This is a genomic window from Agreia pratensis (assembly GCF_900177685.1).
Taxonomy (GTDB): Bacteria; Actinomycetota; Actinomycetes; order Actinomycetales; family Microbacteriaceae; genus Agreia; species Agreia pratensis.
This window is the reverse complement of the sequence record NZ_FXAY01000006.1, coordinates 103,771-126,482: the sequence shown is the minus strand read 5'-3', so window position 1 is coordinate 126,482 and position 22,712 is coordinate 103,771. Positions and strand designations below refer to the sequence as shown.

Annotated in this window: 22 protein-coding genes and 1 tRNA gene; 21 read left to right on the top strand and 2 right to left on the bottom strand. The window is 65.3% G+C overall.

Annotated elements, in window-relative coordinates; all coding sequences use genetic code 11:
• The first annotated feature begins 23 nt into the window (after positions 1–23).
• The 6 genes from B9Y86_RS15720 (at position 24) to ndk (ending at position 7,038) form a co-directional block, all read left to right on the top strand.
• A complete protein-coding gene (locus B9Y86_RS15720) occupies positions 24–362 on the top strand; it encodes a metalloregulator ArsR/SmtB family transcription factor (RefSeq protein WP_085487834.1) in 339 nt (112 codons plus the stop codon).
• Entirely contained in the window at positions 359–1,102 is a 744-nt protein-coding gene (locus B9Y86_RS15715) for a DUF2071 domain-containing protein (RefSeq protein ID WP_085487832.1), read from the top strand. Before B9Y86_RS15720 ends, B9Y86_RS15715 begins: the two co-directional genes overlap by 4 nt.
• Before the next feature lie 234 nt (positions 1,103–1,336).
• The gene (gene ileS / locus B9Y86_RS15710; RefSeq protein WP_085487830.1) at positions 1,337–4,747 is read left to right on the top strand and encodes an isoleucine--tRNA ligase; all 3,411 of its coding nucleotides are present in this window, start codon (positions 1,337–1,339) and stop codon (positions 4,745–4,747) included.
• Entirely contained in the window at positions 4,740–6,155 is a 1,416-nt protein-coding gene (locus tag B9Y86_RS15705) for a bifunctional folylpolyglutamate synthase/dihydrofolate synthase (protein ID WP_085487828.1), read from the top strand. The genes ileS and B9Y86_RS15705 overlap by 8 nt, the downstream gene beginning before the upstream one ends.
• The gene (locus B9Y86_RS15700; RefSeq protein WP_244894791.1) at positions 6,152–6,553 is read left to right on the top strand and encodes a DUF4233 domain-containing protein; all 402 of its coding nucleotides are present in this window, start codon (positions 6,152–6,154) and stop codon (positions 6,551–6,553) included. The genes B9Y86_RS15705 and B9Y86_RS15700 overlap by 4 nt, the downstream gene beginning before the upstream one ends.
• Before the next feature lie 68 nt (positions 6,554–6,621).
• Positions 6,622–7,038 carry a nucleoside-diphosphate kinase gene (gene ndk / locus B9Y86_RS15695; RefSeq protein ID WP_085487909.1) on the top strand — a complete coding sequence of 139 codons (417 nt, stop codon included), beginning with the start codon at positions 6,622–6,624 and terminating at the stop codon, positions 7,036–7,038.
• A gap of 1 nt (position 7,039) precedes the next feature.
• On the opposite strand, the gene B9Y86_RS15690 is transcribed toward ndk, so the two are convergent.
• On the bottom strand, positions 7,040–7,639 hold the full coding sequence (locus B9Y86_RS15690; RefSeq protein WP_176223391.1) for a vitamin K epoxide reductase family protein: 600 nt from the start codon (positions 7,637–7,639) through the stop codon (positions 7,040–7,042).
• Positions 7,640–7,968: 329 nt separating this feature from the next.
• On the opposite strand from B9Y86_RS15690, the gene B9Y86_RS15685 reads away from it, so the two are divergent.
• Complete coding sequence (locus B9Y86_RS15685) at positions 7,969–10,575, top strand: Rne/Rng family ribonuclease (RefSeq protein WP_085487821.1); 2,607 nt, start codon at positions 7,969–7,971, stop codon at positions 10,573–10,575.
• 30 nt (positions 10,576–10,605) lie between these two features.
• Here the strand turns inward: B9Y86_RS15685 and B9Y86_RS15680 are convergent, their stop codons facing one another.
• Complete coding sequence (locus B9Y86_RS15680; RefSeq protein WP_085487819.1) at positions 10,606–10,884, bottom strand: DUF4031 domain-containing protein; 279 nt, start codon at positions 10,882–10,884, stop codon at positions 10,606–10,608.
• Between the two features lie 73 nt (positions 10,885–10,957).
• On the opposite strand from B9Y86_RS15680, the gene B9Y86_RS15675 reads away from it, so the two are divergent.
• The 14 genes from B9Y86_RS15675 (at position 10,958) to mmuM (ending at position 22,692) form a co-directional block, all read left to right on the top strand.
• The gene (locus B9Y86_RS15675; protein ID WP_085487817.1) at positions 10,958–12,034 is read left to right on the top strand and encodes a permease; all 1,077 of its coding nucleotides are present in this window, start codon (positions 10,958–10,960) and stop codon (positions 12,032–12,034) included.
• Between the two features lie 4 nt (positions 12,035–12,038).
• On the top strand, positions 12,039–12,770 hold the full coding sequence (locus tag B9Y86_RS15670; protein ID WP_244894790.1) for a TIGR03943 family putative permease subunit: 732 nt from the start codon (positions 12,039–12,041) through the stop codon (positions 12,768–12,770).
• Positions 12,760–14,121, top strand: coding sequence for a hypothetical protein (locus B9Y86_RS15665; RefSeq protein ID WP_139824943.1), 1,362 nt, complete (start codon positions 12,760–12,762; stop codon positions 14,119–14,121). Before B9Y86_RS15670 ends, B9Y86_RS15665 begins: the two co-directional genes overlap by 11 nt.
• Before the next feature lie 196 nt (positions 14,122–14,317).
• On the top strand, positions 14,318–14,626 hold the full coding sequence (gene rplU, locus B9Y86_RS15660; protein ID WP_044442947.1) for a 50S ribosomal protein L21: 309 nt from the start codon (positions 14,318–14,320) through the stop codon (positions 14,624–14,626).
• Between the two features lie 14 nt (positions 14,627–14,640).
• Positions 14,641–14,895, top strand: a complete 255-nt coding sequence (gene rpmA, locus B9Y86_RS15655) for a 50S ribosomal protein L27 (protein WP_044442950.1) — start codon at positions 14,641–14,643, stop codon at positions 14,893–14,895.
• 92 nt (positions 14,896–14,987) lie between these two features.
• Entirely contained in the window at positions 14,988–16,502 is a 1,515-nt protein-coding gene (obgE, locus tag B9Y86_RS15650; protein WP_085487813.1) for a GTPase ObgE, read from the top strand.
• Between the two features lie 11 nt (positions 16,503–16,513).
• The gene (proB, locus tag B9Y86_RS15645) at positions 16,514–17,287 is read left to right on the top strand and encodes a glutamate 5-kinase (RefSeq protein ID WP_176223396.1); all 774 of its coding nucleotides are present in this window, start codon (positions 16,514–16,516) and stop codon (positions 17,285–17,287) included.
• Between the two features lie 16 nt (positions 17,288–17,303).
• On the top strand, positions 17,304–18,572 hold the full coding sequence (locus tag B9Y86_RS15640) for a glutamate-5-semialdehyde dehydrogenase (RefSeq protein WP_085487809.1): 1,269 nt from the start codon (positions 17,304–17,306) through the stop codon (positions 18,570–18,572).
• A 57-nt stretch (positions 18,573–18,629) separates the two neighbouring features.
• Positions 18,630–18,851 carry a hypothetical protein gene (locus B9Y86_RS15635; RefSeq protein ID WP_085487807.1) on the top strand — a complete coding sequence of 74 codons (222 nt, stop codon included), beginning with the start codon at positions 18,630–18,632 and terminating at the stop codon, positions 18,849–18,851.
• A gap of 12 nt (positions 18,852–18,863) precedes the next feature.
• Positions 18,864–19,466 (top strand): nicotinate-nucleotide adenylyltransferase, encoded by a 603-nt coding sequence (gene nadD, locus B9Y86_RS15630; RefSeq protein ID WP_085487805.1) that lies wholly within the window; start codon positions 18,864–18,866, stop codon positions 19,464–19,466.
• On the top strand, positions 19,463–20,524 hold the full coding sequence (locus B9Y86_RS15625; RefSeq protein WP_139824942.1) for a hypothetical protein: 1,062 nt from the start codon (positions 19,463–19,465) through the stop codon (positions 20,522–20,524). The genes nadD and B9Y86_RS15625 overlap by 4 nt, the downstream gene beginning before the upstream one ends.
• Before the next feature lie 6 nt (positions 20,525–20,530).
• Positions 20,531–20,908 (top strand): ribosome silencing factor, encoded by a 378-nt coding sequence (rsfS, locus tag B9Y86_RS15620; RefSeq protein ID WP_085487801.1) that lies wholly within the window; start codon positions 20,531–20,533, stop codon positions 20,906–20,908.
• Positions 20,909–21,016: 108 nt separating this feature from the next.
• Positions 21,017–21,092: transfer RNA gene (locus B9Y86_RS15615), tRNA-Ala, on the top strand.
• Between the two features lie 649 nt (positions 21,093–21,741).
• On the top strand, positions 21,742–22,692 hold the full coding sequence (mmuM, locus tag B9Y86_RS15605; protein ID WP_244894797.1) for a homocysteine S-methyltransferase: 951 nt from the start codon (positions 21,742–21,744) through the stop codon (positions 22,690–22,692).
• Positions 22,693–22,712 lie beyond the last annotated feature (20 nt).

The following is a 22,712-nucleotide window of genomic DNA, read 5'->3' as shown; positions in this document are numbered from 1 at the left end:
AGCATTAGTGCTATATTGCGAATATGCGAAATGACGAGTCGACATCCGATGTCTTCACGGCGCTGAGCTCTCCGATCCGGCGACAGATCCTGCAGGAGTTGCGAGACGGCGAGCTCGCCGCGGGCGACATCGCCGGTCGTTTTCCCGTCTCCGGCCCGACGATCTCCCGGCACCTGTCGGTGCTGAGAGGGGCAGGCCTCGTGACCGAGAGACGAGACGCCAACCGCATCCTCTATTCGCTCGTCGGCGACAGGCTCGCGCTGTCTGTCGGCGATTTTCTCTCGGCCGTCTGCCCCGAGCAGATCGTTCTCCGAACCATCCAGAAAGCCACACCGACGCACACGAGCGAGGCGCCCGCATGAGCTACTTCATTCCTTCTTTGACGGCTGTGATCGAACGCAGGCTGCTCATCAACTACGCCCTCGATCCGGAGGTCGCGGTCGGGATGCTCCCGCCCGGGTTCCGGCCGCACCTCGTCGACGGCTCCGCCGTGGCCGGGGTGTGCCTCATCAGGCTCGGCGACATGCGAGCGCCATGGATGCCGCGGGCACTCGGATGGGGCGCCGAGAATGCGGCCCACCGCATCGCCGTGGAGTGGGACGACGACGAGGGAACGCAGCGGGGCGTCTATATTCCTGTGCGGCACAGCGCATCCTGGCTTCCCGTGGCCGTAGGCGGACGGTTGTTCCCCGGCGTTCACCGGCACGCGCGCTTCTCCGGGTCCGAGACGGCAAATCGTATCCGGGTCGAGCTGGCGGCGTCGGATGTGCGGGTCTCGGCCGATGTCGCCGTCGTCTCCGAATGGAGAAGTCGGCTCTTTGCGACAGTCGACGATGCCTCGGAGTTCTTTCGTGCGGGCTCGACAGGCTGGTCGCCGCGACGAGATTCGGGAGAGTTCGACGGACTCACTCTCGAGACCGAGAAGTGGAAGGTCGAGCCCGGCCGACTGTTGAACGTGGAGTCGTCGTTCTTCGATGCGTTGCCCTCCGGCAGTGCGCGGCTCGACAGCGTTCTCGTGATGCGAGACGTTCCCATCGCGTGGGGTGTGCCGAGTCGCGGCCTCCGACAGGCTCAGGGAACAAATGCTGTTCCCGTCGGGTAAAGTTGTCCGCAGCATGACAGTGATCCGGCTATCACCGGTGAGTCTTCGGAAGAAAGGCACGCGAGAGCGGGCCGAGTAGAACCGAACGGGTCTGGCCCGTCACAGCCAAAGAACAAGCGGTCGATCGAGGCAAGAGTCGTGATCGGCAAGCGAGGTGGTACCACGCGGGTCGGAACGTTTCCGTACCAGGCGTCCTCGTGGAACAGGCAACGAGCAGGCCCGTCCAGGAGAAGCATGTCGTACCCCAAGAATTCTGAAGAGAACCCCGGCGAGCAGCACCGCCACGCGGCTCCTGCCGTGACGCCGAGCCCGAACTTCCCGGCGATCGAAGAAGAGGTCCTCGGCTTCTGGAAGGCCGACGACACGTTCCGCGCGTCGATCGAGAACCGATCGGATGCCGACGAGTGGGTCTTCTACGACGGCCCACCCTTCGCGAACGGCCTGCCGCACTACGGCCACCTGCTCACCGGCTACGCCAAAGACCTGTTTCCGCGATTCCAGACCATGCGCGGCAAGAAGGTCGAGCGCCGCTTCGGCTGGGACACCCACGGCCTGCCCGCCGAGCTCGAGGCGATGCGCCAGCTCGGAATCACCGAGAAGAGCCAGATCGAAGAGATGGGCATCGGCGTCTTCAACCAGGCGTCGCGTGACTCCGTACTGCGCTACACCGGTGAGTGGCAGGAATATGTGACTCGGCAGGCCCGCTGGGTCGACTTCGAGAACGACTACAAGACCCTCGACATCACCTTTATGGAGAGCGTCATCTGGGCGTTCAAGCAGCTGCACACGAAGGGTCTCGCCTACGAGGGCTTCCGAGTGCTGCCGTACTGCTGGCACGACGAGACACCGCTGTCGAACCACGAGCTGCGTATGGACGACGACGTCTACAAGATGCGCCAGGACCAGACGGTCACCGTGACGTTCCCGCTCACCGGCGCCAAGGCCGAGGCACTCGGCCTCACCGCCGTCCGTGCCCTGGCCTGGACCACGACACCCTGGACCCTGCCGACGAACCTCGCGCTCGCGGTCGGCCCGGGCATCCAGTATGCGGTCGTGCCCGGCGGGCCGAACGGCGCCGCCGACGTGCACGAAGACAGAGTCGAGGGGGAGTCGCACGAGTACCTCATCGCGAGTGACCTCGTCGGCAACTACGCCAAAGACCTGGGATACGAGTCGGCCGACGACGCCATCGCCGCGATCTCGCGCACCCACCTGGGGGCCGAGCTCGAGGGCATCACCTACGACCGGCTCTGGGATTACTACGCCGACACTGACACGTGGGGAACGCAGAACGCGTGGCGCATCCTCGTGGCCGACTACGTGTCGACCACCGACGGAACCGGGATCGTGCACCAGGCCCCCGCCTACGGTGAGGAAGACCAGAAGATCTGTGAGGCCGCGGGGATCCCTGTCGTGATCTCGGTCGACGAGGGCGCCCGCTTCCTGCCGAGCGTGTCCGACGTCGTCGGCCTGCAGGTGTTCGAGGCGAACAAGCCGCTCACCCAGTTGCTGCGCGCGAACGGCCGTCTGCTGCGCCAGGCCAGCTACGAGCACTCGTACCCGCACTGCTGGCGCTGCCGCAACCCGCTGATCTACAAGGCCGTATCGAGTTGGTTCGTGAGGGTCACCGAGTTCCGCGACCGTATGGAGACGCTGAACCAGGAGATCAACTGGATCCCCGAGAACGTCAAGGACGGCCAGTTCGGCAAGTGGGTGTCGAACGCCCGCGACTGGTCGATCTCCCGCAACCGCTATTGGGGTTCGCCGATCCCCGTGTGGAAGAGCGACAACCCCGAGTACCCGCGCATCGATGTCTACGGCTCGCTCGACGAGCTCGAGGCCGACTTCGGCGTGCGCCCCACCGACCTGCACCGTCCCTACATCGACGAGCTCACACGCCCCAACCCCGACGACCCCACTGGGCAGTCGACGATGCGCCGCATCGAAGACGTGCTCGACGTGTGGTTCGACTCTGGGTCGATGCCGTTCGCCCAGGTGCACTACCCCTTCGAGAACCAGGACTGGTTCGACAGTCACAACCCGGCAGACTTCATCGTGGAGTACATCGGGCAGACCCGCGGCTGGTTCTACACGCTGCACACCCTCTCGACGGCACTCTTCGACCGCCCGGCCTTCCGCAACGTCGTGAGTCACGGCATCGTGCTCGGCAGTGATGGGCAGAAGATGTCGAAGAGTCTGCGCAACTACCCCGACGTCTCCGAGGTGCTCGACCGCGACGGTTCGGATGCGATGCGTTGGTTCCTCATGAGTTCTCCGGTTCTGCGCGGGGGCAACCTCGTGGTGACCGAGGAGGCGATCCGCGAGGCGACTCGCCAGGTGCTGCTGCCGCTCTGGAGCACGTATTACTTCTTCACCCTCTACGCCAACACAGCCAACCCGTCCCCTGAGCCTGTCGAAGGGGCCGGAGGCTACGACGCGCAGCTGAACACCTCCTCGACGGATGTGCTCGACCGCTATCTGCTCGCCAAGACGCGCGAGCTCATCCACGACGTGGCGGCAGATCTTGACGCCTACGACTCGACGCTGGCGACGGCCAAGCTGCGCGACTTCGCCGACGTGCTCACGAACTGGTACGTGCGCCGCAGCCGCGACCGCTTCTGGTCGGGAACCGACACGGCGGCCTTCGACACCCTCTTCACGGTGCTCGAGACGGTCACCCGAGTGGCCGCGCCGCTTCTGCCACTTGTCTCCGAGCGCATCTGGAAGGGACTCACGGGAGGTCGGAGCGTTCACCTCACCGACTGGCCCGACGAGAACCGCTTCCCGGCTGACCCCGCCCTCGTGCACGCCATGGATCAGGTGCGCGAGATCTCGTCGACCGTTCTGTCGCTGCGAAAGCAGAACGGCCTTCGTGTGCGCCTTCCTCTCGCGAATCTCACGATCGTGAGTGCGAACGTCGAGGCCCTGCGCCCCTTCGAGGGCATCCTCGCCGACGAGCTCAACGTGAAGAACGTCACCCTGGTCGAGCAGCAGCAGAACAGCGCGCTCGAGTTCGGCATCACATCGAAGCTCACGGTGAACGCTCGCGCCGCAGGCCCCCGCCTCGGAAAGCAGGTGCAGCAGGTCATCAAGGCCGCCCGCGGGGGCGACTGGTCGGAGAGCAACGGTGTGGTGACGGCGGGAGGGATCGACCTCGTCGCCGGCGAGTACGAGCTCGTGCTCGAGACGCAGGATGCCGGTGAGGGCGCCCACACGGCCCTCGCCCTGCTCGCTGGCGGCGGATTCGCTCTGCTCGAGACGGCCACAACGCCCGAGCTCGAGGCGGAGGGCCTCGCGCGCGACATGATCCGTGCCGTGCAGGACGCACGCAAGTCGGCGGGTTTCGATGTGAGCGACAGGATCGTGCTCGACCTCGTGTTCTTCGATGACGCGGATGCCGACGCACTGCGTCAGGCCTCGGGAGTCGATATCGCGGGAGAGACCCTCGCCACGACCTTCACCATCTCTGGCCCCCGTGACACCCCCGGTCTCGACGGGTACCGTGGAGATCTGGTCACCGAGTGGATCGGCAACGTGGTTGCCGTCGCACCCGAACACGTCGTTCGCATCGGCGGCGCCAAGTACGCGAACACCGACGACGTCATCGTCGCAGTGAGCCGACAGTCAGGAATCCGCAATGTCTGATCACGAGTCACCCGATCCAGAGAAATCCGGGTACATCGGTCCGCTCGACGATACCGATCCCGACGAGTTCGTCGCCGCGGGAGACGCTGTCTACACGGCCCTTCTCTCGAGGCTCGGTGAGGCCGCGCCTCAGCCGAGGCTCTCAGCCACCCGTCGGGTCGTCGAGTTGCTCGGCGACCCGCAGCGGGCGTACCCCGTGATCCACATCACGGGAACGAATGGCAAGACGAGCACCAGCCGCATCACCGAGAGCATTCTGCGGGCGTACGGCCTGCGCACGGGACTCTTCACGAGCCCGCACCTCGAGCGACTCAACGAGCGCATCGTCATCGATGGCGAACCGATCAGCAACGAGGCGCTGGCCGCGAACTGGGCAGACATCGAGCCTTTCCTGCAGATCGTCGACGGCGAGCTCGAGACGGCGGGGGAGCCCCGGATCACCTTCTTCGAGGCCCTGTCGGTTCTCGCCTTCGCGTCGTTTGCCGATGCCCCGGTCGACGTCGCCGTGATCGAGGTGGGCATGGGCGGCGAATGGGATTCCACCAACGTCGCCGATGGGCAGGTCGCCGTGATCACGCCGATCTCGCTCGATCACACCTCGCGCCTCGGCAACACGGTCGAGGAGATCGCGCGCACCAAGTCGGGAATCATCAAGCCGGTGTCGCATGTCGTCTCGGCGCTTCAGCCCGAAGGCGCACTGAGCGAGTTGCAGCGCGCAGCGGAGCTCACCGAGTCGACCCTCGCCGTGCAGGGTGAGCAGTTCCGGCTGACCTCCAGCGCCGTCGGCGTCGGCGGCCAGGTCGTCTCGATCAAGGGGCTCGCCGGAACGTACTCAGACCTCTTCCTGCCGCTCTACGGTGCCCATCAGGCGCAGAACGCCGCCGTGGCCGTGGCCGCGGTCGAGTCGTTCCTCGGCGGTGGAACGCACGAACTCGCATCCGACGTCGTGAATGAGGGCTTCGCCACCGTCACGTCACCCGGACGACTGCAGTTGGTGGGCATCGAGCCCACCGTGCTCGTCGACGCCGCGCACAACCCCGGGGGAGCCGAGGTGCTGGCCGTGGCCATCACCGAGTACTTCACCTTCGACAAGGTGGTCGCCGTTCTCGGTGTTCTCGCCGATAAAGACGTCGAGGGAATCGTGCGGGCGCTCGAGCCCGTGGTCACCGAGTTCGTCGTGACGGATGCGCCCAGCGACCGTGCGGTCGATGCGGATTCGCTGGCGGCGATCGTCGTCGGCATCGTGGGGCGCGACCGCGTCACGGTCGAGCCCGAATTCGAGCGCGCCATGGAGGTCGCACGCGACAGCGCGGACGAGGCCGAACGGGGCGCTGTGCTGGTGACAGGCTCGATCACCCTCGTCGGTGAGGCCATCACGCTGGCCGCGGCCGAGAAGTGGAAGCCGTGACAGACATCCAGCCCCCCGCCGCCGAGGCCGAGCCGCTTCGGCCCACCCGACCCGCGTCAGTGCGCCGGTCGCTCGGCTCGATCGTGCTCGGATTCGAGAGCATCGTGATGTTCCTCGCCGCACTCGTGGCGTTCGGACTCAAGGCGCTGCCCGCGCTGCCCGCGCTCGGCGGCGGCGCCGTGCTCTGCGTCGCGCTGGTGGCCGGAGCCGGTCTTCTTCGCTTCCGCTGGGGCTATGCCTTCGGCTGGGTGCTGCAGGCCGCGATCATCGCCTCCGCCTTCCTCGTTCCCGTCATGTGGATCGTGGGGATTCTCTTCGTGGGTCTGTGGACGTATTGCATGGTCGTCGGGGCGCGGATCGACCGAGAGAAAGCCGCTGCCGCCGCCGTTCAGCCCTGATCGGTCGGCGAGCCTCGCTACAGTGAAGCGGTACGTTTCCCATTGTCTGGAAGGACACCTCTGTGACCATCACGAGCGAAGAATCCCTCGTTCTCATCAAGCCCGACGGCGTCGCCCGCAATCTCACGGGGGAGATCCTCTCCCGCATCGAGGCCAAGGGTTACCAGCTCGTCGACATCAAGCTCATCGAGCCGGAGCGCAGCCTGCTCGCGGCTCACTACGCGGAGCACGAGGGCAAGCCGTTCTATGAACCGCTCCTCGAGTTCATGGAGTCCGGACCGATCGTCGCGATCCGCATCGCCGGCAACCGCGTCATCGAGGGTTTCCGTTCGCTCGCGGGAACGACCGACCCGACAACGGCAGCGCCCGGCACGATTCGCGGCGACCTGGGTCGGGACTGGGGACTGAAAGTTCAGCAGAATCTCGTGCACGGCAGCGACTCGCCCGAGTCGGCAGAGCGCGAACTCGCCATCTGGTTCGGCTAGATCAGCTGTAGAGAATGATCGTCGTGATGGCGTCGAGCCTCAGCTGCGCCATCACGACGATCGCCAGATACCCGAGAAGCACGAGAACCCATGTGAACGGGTAGATGCGGGCGAAGATCCGGCGCGACGCGCCCGAGTTGCCGAAGTGGCCCTCTTTTAGGTTGAAGACCGTCACGTAGAAGAACATCGGGATCATCACGCTCCACACCACCATGCAATACGGGCAGAGGGTTCCCAGAACGAAGATGCTCTGAGAGATGAGCCAGGCTACGAAGACGATGCCGGCCAACAGGCCCGCGTTGAACGTGATCCAGAACCACGCAGCGAATCGCGCGCCGGCCAGAATCGCGAATCCCACGAAGATCGGGGCCATGAAAGCCGCCACTCCGATGATGGGGTTGGGGAAGCCGAACACCGATCCCTGAGCGCTCGACATGTTCACCCCGCACTGCACCAGAGGCGAGATGTCGCAGCTCGGGCTGTATGAGGGATCTGTGAGAGTCTCGATCTTCTCGAGAGTGAGGTCGAAGGCGGCGATCCACCCGATCACCCCGGCCACGATCAGGAAGATCGCAAAAATAAAGGGTCTTCTCGTTTTCATCGCCGTATCCACCACGCTCGGATTATCGCACAGCGCAAAATACGCATTCTGAGAATGCATGCGATAATTGGCGTCAGTCCTCCTGGCCGCGTCCGGGAAGACGCCAAAGAAGGCTTGTCGGAACGAAAGCAGGCGCAACCTCATCGGTCGCCCGCCTCATCCGAACACAGATGTACAGTCACAAAAGAAGTACACGTAAAGGCAGCCAGAGCCTATGTCGCCGGCTGTCCGTGTAAAGGATTGGCGAGGGCGTCGCTCAGGCGGCGGGCTCGCTCTGGAGAGTACCGACGGGTGGCGCGGCCACCGGTTCGGCAAGGAGTGCACCAGCAATGGTGGAAGACAACAACAACAACGGTTCATCGAACACAGAATCAGCACCGCGCAAGCGCCTCTTCGGAGGTCGGAAGTCGGCGAAGAAGCCCGCTGAGGCTCCCGCGCTCGAGACTCCCGTCGCGCCCCCCGTGGTGCCGGACGCGCCGAGGCAGGCGCCAGAGGCCCCGACCGAGGTCGCGGCCGGCTTCGACGAGGAGCACCCGGGCCTCGCGCCCCTCGAGCCCGCTGCGACGGCCGACGCGCCCGCTCAGGCGCCCGTCGTGCGCCCGACCACGTCGCTGATCTTCCAGGCGCCCGACATTCGGCCCTTGCCCCCGCGCGACGACGATGAGAACGACGACGATGATCGTCCCGACACCTCTGTACGGCGCCGCTCACGCCGCCGTTCAGGCGAAGACAACAGGCCGGGAGACAACGATCCGGCCAACACCGTCGTCAAGGTCCGCGCCCCTCGGCCCGAACCCGAACTCATCACCGAACCACAGCGCATCAAGGGGTCGACTCGTCTCGAGGCCAAGAAGCAGCGTCGTCGCGACGGTCGGGATGCGGGTCGTCGTCGTCCTGTCGTCACCGAGGCCGAGTTCCTGGCCCGCCGCGAGTCTGTCGACCGGGTCATGGTCGTGCGGGCCAAAGACAACAAGATTCAGATCGGCGTGCTCGAAGACGGCGTACTGGTCGAGCACTATGTCGCCAAGGCGCAGGACGCCTCGCTGATCGGCAACGTCTACCTCGGCAAGGTGCAGAACGTTCTGCCCAGCATGGAGGCGGCATTCGTCGACATCGGACGCGGACGCAACGCCGTGCTCTACTCGGGTGAGGTCGATTGGGATGCCGCAGCCGCGGAGAACCCGAACGGTGGCAACCAGGCACGCAAGATCGAACTGGCCCTCAAGCCGGGTGCAACCGTTCTGGTGCAGGTCACAAAAGATCCGGTCGGTCACAAAGGTGCCCGCCTGACCAGCCAGATCTCGCTCCCGGGCCGCTACCTCGTGTACGTGCCCAACGGATCGATGAACGGCATCTCGCGCAAACTCCCCGATGTCGAGCGCTCGCGCCTCAAGAAGATCCTCAAAGAGGTGCTGCCCGACAACGTCGGCGTGATCGTGCGCACTGCCTCCGAGGGCGCGACCGAAGAGCAGCTGACCCTCGACGTGAGTCGCCTCACCAAGCAGTGGGCCGAGATCTCGACCGCGGTGCAGAAGCAGCAGTCACCGGCCCTTCTCCACTCCGAGCCCGATCTGCTGATCAAGATCGTGCGCGACGTGTTCAACGAAGATTTCCAGCGCCTTGTCATCTCGGGTGACGACGCTCGCTCGACGATCGAGACGTACCTCGGCCAGGTCGCTCCCGATCTGCTCGACAGAGTCGAACGCTACGAGGGCGACCGTGACGCTTTCGACGAGTTCCGCATCTCTGAGCAGATCGAGAAGGCGCTCGACCGCAAGGTCTGGCTGCCGTCGGGTGGATCGCTCGTGATCGACCGAACCGAGGCCATGACGGTCGTCGACGTCAATACCGGCAAGTTCGTGGGCTCCGGCGGAAACCTCGAGGAGACCGTCACCAAGAACAACCTCGAAGCCGCTGAAGAGATCGTGCGGCAGCTGCGTCTGCGCGACATCGGCGGCATCATCGTCGTCGACTTCATCGACATGGTTCTCGAGTCGAATCGCGATCTGGTTCTGCGACGCATGGTCGAATGCCTCAGCCGCGACCGCACCAAGCACCAGGTGGCCGAGGTCACCTCGCTCGGACTCGTGCAGATGACACGCAAGAAGCTGGGTCTCGGACTGCTCGAGTCATTCAGCGAGGCCTGCGAGGTCTGCGCCGGGCGCGGTGTCATCGTGCACCACGATCCCGTCGTGAAGCACCGCGGAACGGGAAACGCCCCCGCTTCGTCGGGCGCCCCTCAGCAGGAGCGTCGGCGCTCGGGTCGCGGCAATGGCAACAGCAACGGCAACGGCAACGGTTCGAACGGGTCGTCGAACAACGGCAACGGCTCCTCGAACGGATCGACATCGCACAGCGCGCCCGCCACCAAGCCGCACGGCATCACCGACGACGCGAAGAACGCGCTCGCCAAGATCGCCGCGTCGACCATCTCCACACACACGGGTGCGGTGAACATCATCACCCAGGAGCAGTCCGAGGCGGCCAAGGCTGCGTCGGCGCCCGCTGTCGAAGCGCCTGTCGAGGTCGCTTCGGTGTCTGAGAACGTTCAGACAGCGCCGGATGCGTCGGGCTCGGATGCGCCCACATCGTCACGTCGCAAGGGCAACCGGCGCGCACGCCAGTCGAAGCCCGTGGTCGATGTCGAGAGCACCGAGTCGTCTTCGACGACCGAGAAGCCTCAGGTCTCCGCGACCACGGATGCCGCAGCGGCTCCCGTCGCTGCAGAGCTTCCGGCAATTGATATCCTCGATATCCCCGTAGCGAAGGCGCCGGCCGCGCAGCGCCGCATCTCGAACCGAGACGCCGAAGTGCTTCTCGATTCGGTGCTCGGCGCTCTTCCCGAGCCCAAGCAGCCCGGTCAGGGCCGTTCGCGCAGCCGTCGAGTGAGCACGGCTGCACTCTCGGCTCCGACGCCCGAGGAACAGCAGCAGTAGCGGTCAGACCGCAGCACTCGTCAGAGGCCGCTATCGCCCCGCACCGGGGCGGTCGCGGCCTTTGACGCGTAATCCGCTGCGCTCGAGCCGGCGCACCAGGTCGCGGTAGCTGACGGGCAGCGCGCCTGCGGCCACGAGCTCGTCGTGACGAGCGATGGGCACGTCGTAATGGTCGAGGTCGAAGCTGCGCGCGGGCAGACCGGCCGCTTGCGCGAATTCGTGAAGCTCATCGAGCGACGAATCGCTGACGAGGTGGCCCCAGACGGTGCCGTGAGCGGGCCAGATGGGCCAATCGATGAGCACGGTCATAGTCTTCTCGAGTGTACGGCTGCTCGGCGCTCCTCACCCTCGGGCCTCCCAGCGGCTTGTACTCTGGTGCCCGATGTCTTCCACCCGATTCACGCTCGATGGTCATGGTGATCACACCGATCACGATGAGAACACGGGGCACGAGGGGCATACGCACTCGGCATCGGTGACGGGTCGTCAGCTGCTCGTGCGAATCGCCGTCGGCGTCGGCGTCGTAGCTCTCCTGTTCGCGGTTCGCGCCCTCATACCGGGCCTCGGGTGGAGCCTGCCCAACCGCATGCAGGACTTCATCACCCTCTCGATCAGCGTCATCGTCGAATCGTTGCCTTTCGTTCTGCTCGGTATCGTGCTCGCGGTGATCGTGCAGGTCTGGCTTCCCGCGGGATTCTTCGACCGCATCCTCCCCAAGAACCCTGTGGCCCGTCGAGCTTGCATCTCGCTCATCGGCATGCTGCTGCCCGTATGCGAGTGCGGCAATGTGCCGCTGGCGCGCGGGCTCATCATCCGCGGCTTCACCGTGCCCGAATCCCTGACCTTTCTGCTCGCCGCGCCCATCCTCAATCCGATCACCATCATCACCACACAGCAGGCGTTCGGGGGAGACCCGATCGTCCTCATTGCACGACTCGTGGGTGGTTTCGTCATCGCGAACACCATCGGGTGGCTCTACTCGAAGCACTCCGATCCGGATGCCCTCCTGACGCCGGGGTTCGTGCGGGAGTGCGCCGTCGCCCACGATGAGTCCGGTCCCCGACTCGTGCGCAGCCTGGCGATGTTCGTGCGGGAGACCACGGGAATCATGCCCGCGCTGATCATCGGCTCGCTCGTGGCCGGCGGCATCCAGACCATCGTGCCGCGCGACGTGCTGGTCGCGCTCGGCAGCAACCCGGTGTGGTCGGTGCTGGCGTTGATGGCTCTCGCCTTCGTCGTGTCTGTCTGCTCGAATGTCGATGCCTTCTTCATCCTGTCGTTCGGCGGCATCTTCTCGACCGGAGCGATCGTGTCGTTCCTGACCTTCGGACCGATGATCGACGTGAAGATGCTGGCGCTGATGCGCACCACGTTCACGACCAAGACTCTTTTGCAGGTTTCCCTCCTCGTCGGGCTGATGGCCGCGGCATTGGGATTGGCGGTGAACGTTCTTGTTTGACAGCGTGAGACAACGATGGATCGGCGTCGTTCTGACCCTGGTGGCCTGCGTGACGACCGTGTGGCTGTGGATCAACGGCGACCTGGGGCTCTACGTCCACCCCCGCTACTTCGCCTTCACCGTCATCGCGGCCGTCTGCGGCATCGTGGTGGTCGTCGCCAGCTTCGTCGTGAGGGTACCGGCCGACGAGGCGACGGACGCTGGACCGACGCGTCGCGCGTGGCGGCTCGGCCTGTCGGTAGCGGTCGTGGTCGCGAGCCTGTTCGGCGTCGGCTCATTGATCGTTCTGCCGCCCGCGACGCTCACCTCGGCCACCGCCGACCAGCGCAGCGTGAACAGCGGCACGGTCGTGGGCGCGGGGTCGCAGCAGGCCACCGGTGACACCGCGGACTACGGCGTCAAGGAGTGGGCTACAGCCCTGCGGCAGAGCACAGATCTGCAAGGAATCGCGGGAAAACCCACCACGCTCACCGGTTTCATCAGCGCCGATCCCGACGATCCGGAGAACGTGTTCTTCGTCACACGCTTTTTCGTGACCTGCTGCGCCGCCGATGCGCAGCCGGTCGGGGTGCCGGTGTACCAGCCCGACTGGAAGTCGTCGCTCGCGCTCGACGACTGGGTCGAGGTGACGGGGGCCTTCGACCTGAATCCGAGCGTCAAGAGTCGCCAGCCGATGGTGATCGTGCCCCAGCAGGTGAGCCCGGTCGACGAGCCGAGTGACCCCTATGTCTACTGAGTCGCGAGGGGCCGCGCCCGCACACCGAGGCTCGTTCCGCCGCACCCTGGCGGCGATGGTCGCCGTGCTGGTCGTGCTGTGCACCGGTCTCGCCGTGTTGACCCTGGGGCAGGGTCCGCGGCTCGTGCGCTCCGACATCGATGCCGATGGTGTCGTGCAGCTGACCCAGCAACGACTGCTGATGCACTCGAACGAGCCGCTCGCCGAGATCGACGCCGAGCAGGTGAGTGTCACGCCGAGCATTCCCCTGAAGGTCGCCACCGATGGAAACACGCTCTCCATCACCTTCGAGCAGCGCCTGTTGTACGGCACCGACTACGTCGTGTCCGTGTCCGGGGTCACGAGCCCGTTCCACGAGGCCGCGTCGACGTTCGACTATTCCTTCACGACGGGATCGCCGCCGCTCTACTATCTGCAGAAAGGCGCGCCGGATGCGGTGGGCGGCGCCGCCGACGCCATCGTGCGAACCACGGTCTCCGGAACCGCGAGAGACGTCGTCTACTCGGCCCCGCGCATCCAGGACTTCGCCGTTGTCGGGTCGAGTCTCGCAATCGCGACCGAGACCGATGATGGCATGTCGCAGCTCGTGCTGGTGGCACCCGGACAGAGCGCCGTCGAGACGCTACCCCTGCCGACGCGCGGAACGATCACGCAACTCGGCTCCTCGGTGAAACAGGCGATGCTCGGGTTCCGCTTCACCGGTGCCGACCCTGCCGACGGCTACTCGAACACGCTTCTGTTGTTCGATCTGCTTGCCAAGCACACCTCGTTCACACTGCCCGGCACCGTGATCGGTGAGCCGCTCCAGGTGGACCAGTGGCGATTCATTCCCGACAGCACTCTGGTCGAGACGACCGCCGACGGCGTGATGTCGATCTACGACTCCGCGCTGCAGCAGGGGGCCGTGATCGGTGACTACGACGATCTCGGTGAGGTCGCTCCGGCGGGAGCACAGTCGGTGATCGGCGGTCAGGGAGCCTTCCACGTGCTCGATCTGCTCTCGGGTGAGGTGTCGCCGCTCAAGCCGATCCTCCCAGAGGGTGCGATCCCTGTCGGACTGCCGCTCCTAGGGCCCGACGACACGACGACCGTCTCCGTGGTGAGCGTCGGCGCTGTCGATGGCACCACGAGGCAGGTCGTCGTGCGAAGCGATGACGGCGGGGCAACGGTCATCTTCGACACCGCTTCGGCGGAGGCGCGCATCGTCTCGGTCACGCAGTCGCCGAACACGCAGTACCTTGCGATCGCTGTGCAGCCGCGTACTGGAGCCGAGGTCGCGACCTCTCTCGTCGACCGGTCGAGTGGCGCGGTGGAGCGCACCCTGACAGGTCTCCGCGTCACCTGGCAGTAACCGCCACCGGGGGCTGTTATGCTGTCGAGAGCGCAAAGACCTCGACCGAACCCTCGGGGGAAGGCGCTCATCAACGTGCTCCGGGTTTGACCGGAGCGCGAGCTTGACGTAAAGTTGTCCGTTGGCGCGCGCTTGGCTCAGCCCGCGTGTCAATCGAGTTTTGTGGGCATTCGCTCTCTAGAGAATAGGTACTGAAGTGGTTTACGCAGTTGTGCGCGCCGGTGGTCGGCAAGAAAAGGTAGAGGTCGGCACGATCGTCACCCTCGACCGCATCAAGGCCGACAAAGACGGCAACATCGAGTTGGCCGCCGTGCTGCTCGTCGACGGTGACAAGATCACCTTCGACGCCGCATCGCTTGCCAAGGTCACCGTCACCGCCGAGGTTCTCGAAGACCTCCGTGGCCCGAAGATCGTCATCCAGAAGTTCAAGAACAAGACCGGGTACAAGAAGCGCCAGGGTCACCGTCAAGACCTGACCCGCGTCAAGGTCACCGGAATCAAGTAGGGCAGGAAGAGCTAATGGCACATAAAAAGGGCGCGAGTTCCACTCGCAACGGTCGTGACTCCAACGCACAGCGTCTGGGCGTCAAGCGCTTCGGTGGCCAGGTCGTCGGAGCGGGCGAGATCATCGTTCGCCAGCGCGGCACTCACTTCCACCCCGGCGTGAACGTCGGCCGTGGCGGCGACGACACCCTGTTCGCTCTGGCCGCAGGTTCGGTCGAGTTCGGACACAAGGGTGGCCGCAAGGTCATCAACATCGTGGCAGGCGAGTAGCACCACCTCGCAGGCACAGATGGCAGGGGCGGGCTTCGGCCCGTTCCTGCCATTCTTCGTTTTTCACTGAAACACCAACGTTAGGAGAGCAGATGGCGACGTTTGTTGACCATGTGACACTCCACCTCCGCGCAGGCAATGGCGGCAACGGCTGCGTGTCGGTGAAGCGCGAGAAGTTCAAACCCCTCGCGGGCCCCGACGGCGGAACAGGCGGGAACGGTGGAGACATCGTGCTCGTCGCCGACCCCGGCGTCACCACGCTGCTCGGATTCCACCGCTCACCGCATCGTCGCAGTGAGAACGGCGGCCCTGGCATGGGTGATCACCGCAGCGGCACCAACGCAGATGAACTCGTGCTGAGCGTGCCCATCGGAACGCTCGTGAAAGACGCCGACGGCACCGAGCTCGCCGACATGACAGACGCCGGCATGCGCGTCGTCGTCGCCGAGGCTGGACAGGGCGGGCTCGGAAACGCCGCGCTGGCGAACACGAAGCGCAAGGCTCCCGGCTTCGCTCTGCTCGGAACGCTCGGCTTCGAGGGCGACATCCGGCTCGAACTGAAGGTCGTCGCCGACGTCGCGCTCGTGGGGTACCCCTCGGCGGGCAAGTCGAGTCTCGTCGCTGCGCTCTCTGCCGCTAAGCCGAAGATCGCCGACTATCCCTTCACCACGCTCCACCCCAACCTGGGCGTCGTCCAGGCGGGGGAGACCCGCTACACGATCGCCGACGTTCCCGGCCTCATCGAGGGCGCGAGCGAGGGCAAGGGTCTGGGCCTCGAATTCCTTCGCCACGTCGAGCGGTGCACTGCGCTGCTGCACGTGCTCGACTGTGCCACCCTCGAGCCCGGCCGTGATCCGATCTCCGACCTCGACATCATTCTTGCGGAGCTGGCCGCATACCCGGTGCCCGAGGGCCAGATCCCGCTCATCGAACGCCCGCAGCTCATCGCTCTGAACAAGATCGATGTGCCGGAGGGGCGCGAACTCGCCGACTTCGTCACCGCCGAACTCGAGGCGCGGGGATACCGTGTGTTCGAGATCTCGACCGTGAGTCACGAGGGTCTGAAGCCCCTGTCGTTCGCCCTCGCCCAGCTCGTCGAAGAAGGGCGCCAGGCGCTCATCGATGCTCCGCCCAAGCCTCGCCTCGTCATGCGCCCCCGTGCCGTCGACGAAGCCGGGTTCACCGTGCGTGTCGAGGGAGGATCGGGCGGAAACATCTACCGCGTTCTCGGTACGAAGCCCGAGCGCTGGGTGCAGCAGACCGACTTCACGAACGAAGAGGCCATCGGCTTCCTCGCCGACCGTCTGGCCAAGCTCGGTGTCGAAGACCAGCTCTTCAAGAAGGGCGCGCAGGCGGGTTCGACCGTCATCATCGGCCTCGACAACGGCGTTGTTTTCGACTGGGAGCCCACGATGACCTCGACGGCCGAGTTGGTCACCGCCCCCCGTGGCCTCGACCCCCGCCTTCTCAAAGACGGCCGACGCACGAGCAACCAGCGCCGCGAGGAGTACTTCGAGCGCATGGACGCCAAGGCAGAGGCCCGCGCAGAACTCGTGCGTGAGAAAGAGGCAGGACTCTGGCGCGAAGACAGCACGGACGAGGAGTGACCCGCGTCCGGCTGGCCGACCGCAGCGACATCGAGCGCGCGAGACGCATCGTCGTGAAGGTCGGTTCGTCGTCGATCTCTGGTGACAATGCGGGCCAGATCGTTGCCCTCGTCGATGCGCTGGCCACCGCGCACGGTCGCGGTATCGAGATCATGCTGGTCTCGTCGGGCGCGATCGCCACGGGCATGCCCTACCTGCAGCTCGACTCCCGCCCCACCGATCTGGCCACCCAGCAGGCCGCGGCTGCGGTGGGGCAGAACGTGCTGATCTACCGTTATCAAGACAGCCTCGACCGTTTCGGCATCGTGGCGGGCCAGGTGCTGTTGACGGCCGGCGACCTCGAGAATCCGACGCCTCGTTCGAACGCTCAGCGCGCGATGGAGCGTCTGCTCGGTCTGCGCATCCTGCCCATCGTGAACGAGAACGACACGGTGGCCACACACGAGATCCGCTTCGGCGACAACGACCGCCTGGCGTCGCTCGTGGCCGAGCTCGTGCAGGCCGACCTGCTGGTGCTGCTCTCCGATGTCGACGCTCTCTATACGCGTCCGCCCCTCGAACCCGGCGCCATCCTGATCTCGCACGTGCCCTACGGCGACGAACTAGACGGAGTCGTCGTCGGCGATGTGGGAACGGGGCTCGGCACCGGTGGCGCGACGACCAAGGTGTCTGCCGCGCGGTATGCCGCGAGCAACGGCACCGCGGTCATTCTCACCTCGACGCCGCAGGCCGCGCAGGCGCTCGCCGGCGAGGCCGTCGGAACCTGGTTCGACCCGGCCCCGTAGCCGTAAACTGGGCGCCATGCCCCTTTCGACACTGGCCTCCAGCACGTTCACCGAGAGGCTGGATGCCGCGCGCACGTCTGCGCGCCGTCTCGCCCAGGCTACGACCGACGTCAAGAACGGCGCACTCTCGGCCATCGCGGAGCAGCTGAGATCGAATGTGCAGCGCATCGGCGAGGCCAATGATCTCGATCTGGCCAACGGGCGAGAGAACGGACTCGCCGCTGGGCTGCTCGATCGACTCACTCTGAACGACGCCCGCATCGAGGCTCTCGCCTCGGCCACTCTCGACCTCGTAGGCCTTGTCGATCCCGTGGGAGAGACCGTGCGCGGTCGCTCGCTTCCCAACGGCGTGCGCATCGAGCAGGTGCGTGTGCCGTTCGGCGTGGTGGGTGCCATCTACGAGGCCCGCCCGAACGTCACGATCGACATCGCCGCCCTCGCTATCAAGAGCGGCAACGCCGTCGTGCTGCGCGGCGGCTCCGCTGCTGAGAACACGAACCGGGTGCTCGTCGATCTGATTCAGAGTGCGCTGGAATCGGTCGGCCTGCCGCGAGAGGCCGCGCAGACCATCGACGAATTCGGGCGAGAGGGTGCGACCGCTCTGATGACCGCGCGAGGATACATCGACGTGCTCATTCCCCGCGGCAGCGCTGCCCTCATCAACACCGTCGTGAGCGAGTCGACTGTCCCGGTCATCGAGACCGGTGCCGGTATCGTGCACATCTTTCTCGACTCCAGCGCAGACCTCGAGATGGCGACCGCCATCGTGCACAACTCCAAGGTGCAGCGTCCGAGTGTGTGCAACGCGCTCGAGACGCTGCTGGTGCACGAGGAGGCCGCAGAGCGACTGCTTCCCGGCGTGCTCGGTGCGCTGCGGGCATCCGGTGTCACGATTCACGGCGACGCCCGCACCCTGGCGCTGTTCCCCGACGCGATCGAGTCGACCGACGACGACTGGGCGACCGAGTACATGACCCTCGACCTCGCCGTGCGGGTCGTCGCCGATCTCGACGAGGCGATGGATCACATCCGTCAGTACTCGACGCACCACACCGAGTCGATCATCACCAACGATCTCTCGAATGCCGAGCGCTTTCTGCGTGAGGTCGACTCCGCGGCGGTCATGGTCAACGCCTCGACGCGTTTCACCGACGGGGGCGAGTTCGGGTTCGGGGCAGAGGTCGGCATCTCCACCCAGAAGCTGCACGCGCGCGGCCCGATGGGGCTTCCCGAGCTCACGAGCACGAAGTGGCTGGTGCGGGGAACGGGGCAGGTGCGCGCGTAGCGGTATCCTTGAACGACCGCGTTATTTTCTGCGCGCCGCCGACGACGAAAGAGAACCATGTCAGTTGTGACCAGCCTGTTGGCCGAAGCTGAGGCCCACGTCGAATTGCCGTTCCCGGCCATCGTCTTCGGACTCATCGCCTTCGTGATCTTCATCGCTCTGGCCGCCGTCATGTGGAGCTACCGTGACGTTGCCAACCGCCACCCGCGCAAGTCTGCCGCCTACGCCGCCAGCCACGATCCTCACGGACACGCAGACCGCACCGGCGCCGACCACTAGGCACCGAAGAACGTGACCTCCGCCAGCGGCAGGCGTGCCCGGATCGGTGTGATGGGTGGAACCTTCGACCCCATTCACCACGGGCACCTCGTGGCCGCCAGCGAGGTGGCCCAGTCGTTCGACCTCGACGAGGTGGTGTTCGTTCCCACCGGACAGCCCTGGCAGAAGAAGGTCGTCACGCCGGCCGAACACCGTTACCTCATGACGGTCATCGCCACCGCGTCGAATCCGCGCTTCACCGTGAGTCGCGTCGATATCGACCGCGTCGGCGATACCTATACCATCGACACCCTGCGTGATCTGCACGAGCAGCGCCCCGACGCCGACCTGTTCTTCATCTCGGGCGCCGACGCCATCGCACAGATTCTGGGGTGGAAGAACGCCGAAGAACTCTGGTCGCTGGCCCACTTCGTGGCCGTCTCACGGCCCGGGCATCCACTGTCCATTTCCGCTTTGCCGCATGAAGACGTAAGCTATTTGGAAGTTCCGGCTCTAGCGATATCGTCCACTGACATACGCGGCCGGGTGGGCCGGGGTTTTCCGGTGTGGTACTTGGTACCCGACGGTGTCGTACAGTACATCACCAAGCACCATCTATATCGGAGTTTTGAATGACGTTGTCTCCCGACGAGCAGCCGCTAACACGGCGCCAGCTGCGCGAACTCGAGCGCACCATGCCCAAGAAAGACCGGCAGGACGCCGCCAAGGTGCAGGAAGAGGCCGCGCGACGCGCAGCCGAGGCCGATGCGAGTGCGATTCCCGACGCTCCGGAGCAGGAAGCGGCGGCTGGTTCCGACGAGTCCGTGACTTCTGAGACCGAGGCCTCCCAGACATCCGACGCCACGGAAGTCGTCGAAGACGCCGTGGTCGTCGAAGAACCGACTCAGGCTATTCCCACGTTCGAGCGTGAGGCCCCGCAGCAGATGCCGTCTCCCGTCGGCGCACGCGGCGCATCCGACCCGATCTCGAGCTTCGCGCCCGAGGCAAGCGAGCCGAAGCCCATCGTAGAAGAGCTCGTCATCGATGAACCGCAGATCGACGAGCCGCGAACCGGCGACGTGCGAAGCGATGACTCGCGAACCGACGATGTGCCGATCGACGACGATCCCGACGACGGAGACTCGGTCACCGAGATCACCGTGGAGTCGCTTTCGAGCGGACCGATTCTCGCGCCCATCTTCCAGCCGCCGGCCGTCGTTCCCGACGAGCAGGCTCCTGCCAAGACCGACGACTCCAACGCGTCGTTCGACGACCTCATCTCGTCGCGCACCGTGGGATCGACCAACTCGTCGCAGACCAGTGCGCTCGTTCTTCCTGCCGTTCCCAGCAGCATGGACATGGGCACGGCTCTCGACGAGACCGGTGAGGTCATCATCACCGGCTCGATCGATCTGCCCTCGAGCATGGGTGCCAGCGGCGCTCCCGCGGCGGGCATAGAGTCCAAAGATCTCGACGCACTCCTCGACATCGGCGAGACCGAGCAGAGTGGCGACGATGTCGCACCGGTCAGCGCCAGCCGAGCAGTCAGCACAGGGGCGTCGAACAATGCCCTCGTCGCTCCTCCCAAGCGGGGCAGGGCCAATGTGCCTGTCGTCCTCGCGATCACCGCGGGTGTTCTCGCGATCGGCGTCGTGGGCCTTCTGCTCGCCGCCTTTGTCTTCAGGATCTTCTAAATTCAATTGACAGCTTCAGCACGCTCCATCGAGCTCACCCAGATCGCGGCGTCGGCCGCTGATTCGAAGCAGGCATCCGATCTCGTCGCCCTCGACGTATCCGGCCCGCTTCCCCTCGCCGACATCTTCTTGCTTGCCTCCGGTCGCAACGAGCGCAACGTCGTGGCCATCGGCGAGGAGATCATCGACCGCTTCGCCGAGCAGGGCGTCAAAATCCTGCGCCGCGAAGGTCTCTCGGAGGGTCGTTGGGCTCTCCTCGACTTCGGCGACGTCGTCGTGCACGTCTTCCACGAGGAAGACCGCATGTACTACTCGCTCGAGCGTCTCTGGAAGGACTGCCCTGTCGTTCCGATCGAGCTCGCGTCGAGCGAAGCCAGCGCCTGACGCTGACATCGGCCGGATCGCGTCTCGATTTTTCTTCAGCGGGATCCGTGTTGTAAGCTAGGCAAGTTGTTTCGGCCCGGAGCGAAAGCTCAAGGGAGGGACATGTTCGGGGCTGTGGCGCAGTTGGTAGCGCACCTGCATGGCATGCAGGGGGTCAGGGGTTCGAATCCCCTCAGCTCCACCATCAGAGAAATTCAGAACAACAAAGGAACCGCCTGACAGGGCGGTTCCTTTTCTTTTGTCTTCTGGGGCTCTTCGCGCTTCCGAGAGAGGCTCGGAAAGTCGACTGGTCGACGAGCGCTATGGAGCCATCCAGTATCTCGAGCTGGGTGCCGCACCCCCGCAAGAGAAGCCGGCATAGGCAGAGCCCGAATGCACTCCTTAGCCGTCGCCCGCGAGGGGTGGCCCCCTGACAGAAGCATAGATATCGGTACCGAGCCGGCTTGGTGAATACGGGTCGCCAGCTTGCTTCGCTACAGTGGGCCGATGTTCACGTCCTGCAAAACCTGCGACTGGGCGCTTGTGCATTCGGATGGAGTGCCGCCTCACGACATCGCGGTCAAGGCCACTAACGATCGGCTCATCAGCCTCGTCGACGCGGGTCTCATGCGGTACATCCGGGGAGATGTTCCGCTGCAAGACATGCTCGATCTCGCTTACTCCGAGATGCGGTACACGATCGTCAGCTATTTGAAGTGCGAATCCTGTGGACGAACAAGATTCTGGGGTCTCTGCATACGAGGTGCCCCCATCTACAAAGTCGTCAAGGAGTCCGACCCCGACCGTTGGAATTGGGAGGCTGTGCCACCACGCGAACAGTGGGCTCGATCGTGATGCGCAACGCGATGGACAGCACTGGCGCCGCGGCATTCGAGCAGCTGTTCGGTCGCGACCCTGTCGTCCTCGATGGGGGCCTCGGTACTCTCCTCGAGAGTCGAGGCAACGACCTGAGTTCGCCTCTGTGGTCGGCGCAGATGCTCCTCGACGCGCCCGATGAGATTCGGCGGGCCCACCGCGAGTACTTTGCTGCTGGGGCACGGGTGGCGATCGCCGCCTCGTATCAGGTTGCATATCTGCAGCTGGCAGAGCTGGGCCTGGATGCCATCGCCGTCGACGATCTGCTCGCCCTGAGTATTCAGCTGGCTCGTGATGCCCGCGATGATGCGAGACTCGTCGCCCCCGGCGCGACCGGTGACGTCGCCTGGGTCGCCGCCTCGGTGGGCCCCTATGGCGCCCCTCGTGCTGACGGCAGCGAGTACCGAGGCGACTACGGCCTGAGCGTCGACGAACTGAGGGGGTGGCATCGTCGGCGGCTGAGGGCGATGGCCGCGGCACATCCCGATATATTCGCCGTCGAGACGATTCCCTCGTACGCCGAGGTCGACGCGATCTCCGCAGAAATCGCCGGACTCGGCATCCCGACATGGATCAGCGTCACCGTAGCCGATGGCCGTCTCCGCTCAGGAGAGCCCATGGAGAGCGCCTTTGCTCGCGCCGCGTCCGTCGATGAGGTGGTCGCTGTCGGCGTCAACTGCTGTGATCCGACAGAGGTGTCGCGGGCGATTGCTGCCGCTCGTTCGGTCACGGACAAAGCCCTCGTCGTCTATCCGAACAGCGGCGAAACCTGGGATGCCGAGAACCGGCGGTGGGCGGGCGCCACCGGCGTCGCCGACGGCTCGGTCGCTCAGTGGCTATCCGAGGGCGCACGGCTCGTCGGCGGATGCTGCCGGATCGGTCCCGCAGACATCTCGCGGATCGCCGCTGAGGTGCGCGCGGGGGCGTGATCGCGCGCTTTTCGTTCCGG

Coding starts and splice junctions, on each gene's coding strand:
- B9Y86_RS15720 (WP_085487834.1), top strand. CDS start 24: ATGCGAAATGACGAGTCGACATCCGATGTCTTCACGGCGCTGAGCTCT.
- B9Y86_RS15715 (WP_085487832.1), top strand. CDS start 359: ATGAGCTACTTCATTCCTTCTTTGACGGCTGTGATCGAACGCAGGCTG.
- ileS (WP_085487830.1), top strand. CDS start 1,337: ATGTCGTACCCCAAGAATTCTGAAGAGAACCCCGGCGAGCAGCACCGC.
- B9Y86_RS15705 (WP_085487828.1), top strand. CDS start 4,740: ATGTCTGATCACGAGTCACCCGATCCAGAGAAATCCGGGTACATCGGT.
- B9Y86_RS15690 (WP_176223391.1), bottom strand. CDS start 7,639: ATGAAAACGAGAAGACCCTTTATTTTTGCGATCTTCCTGATCGTGGCC.
- B9Y86_RS15685 (WP_085487821.1), top strand. CDS start 7,969: ATGGTGGAAGACAACAACAACAACGGTTCATCGAACACAGAATCAGCA.
- B9Y86_RS15680 (WP_085487819.1), bottom strand. CDS start 10,884: ATGACCGTGCTCATCGATTGGCCCATCTGGCCCGCTCACGGCACCGTC.
- B9Y86_RS15675 (WP_085487817.1), top strand. CDS start 10,958: ATGTCTTCCACCCGATTCACGCTCGATGGTCATGGTGATCACACCGAT.
- B9Y86_RS15665 (WP_139824943.1), top strand. CDS start 12,760: ATGTCTACTGAGTCGCGAGGGGCCGCGCCCGCACACCGAGGCTCGTTC.
- rpmA (WP_044442950.1), top strand. CDS start 14,641: ATGGCACATAAAAAGGGCGCGAGTTCCACTCGCAACGGTCGTGACTCC.
- obgE (WP_085487813.1), top strand. CDS start 14,988: ATGGCGACGTTTGTTGACCATGTGACACTCCACCTCCGCGCAGGCAAT.
- B9Y86_RS15640 (WP_085487809.1), top strand. CDS start 17,304: ATGCCCCTTTCGACACTGGCCTCCAGCACGTTCACCGAGAGGCTGGAT.
- B9Y86_RS15635 (WP_085487807.1), top strand. CDS start 18,630: ATGTCAGTTGTGACCAGCCTGTTGGCCGAAGCTGAGGCCCACGTCGAA.
- B9Y86_RS15625 (WP_139824942.1), top strand. CDS start 19,463: ATGACGTTGTCTCCCGACGAGCAGCCGCTAACACGGCGCCAGCTGCGC.
- mmuM (WP_244894797.1), top strand. CDS start 21,742: ATGCGCAACGCGATGGACAGCACTGGCGCCGCGGCATTCGAGCAGCTG.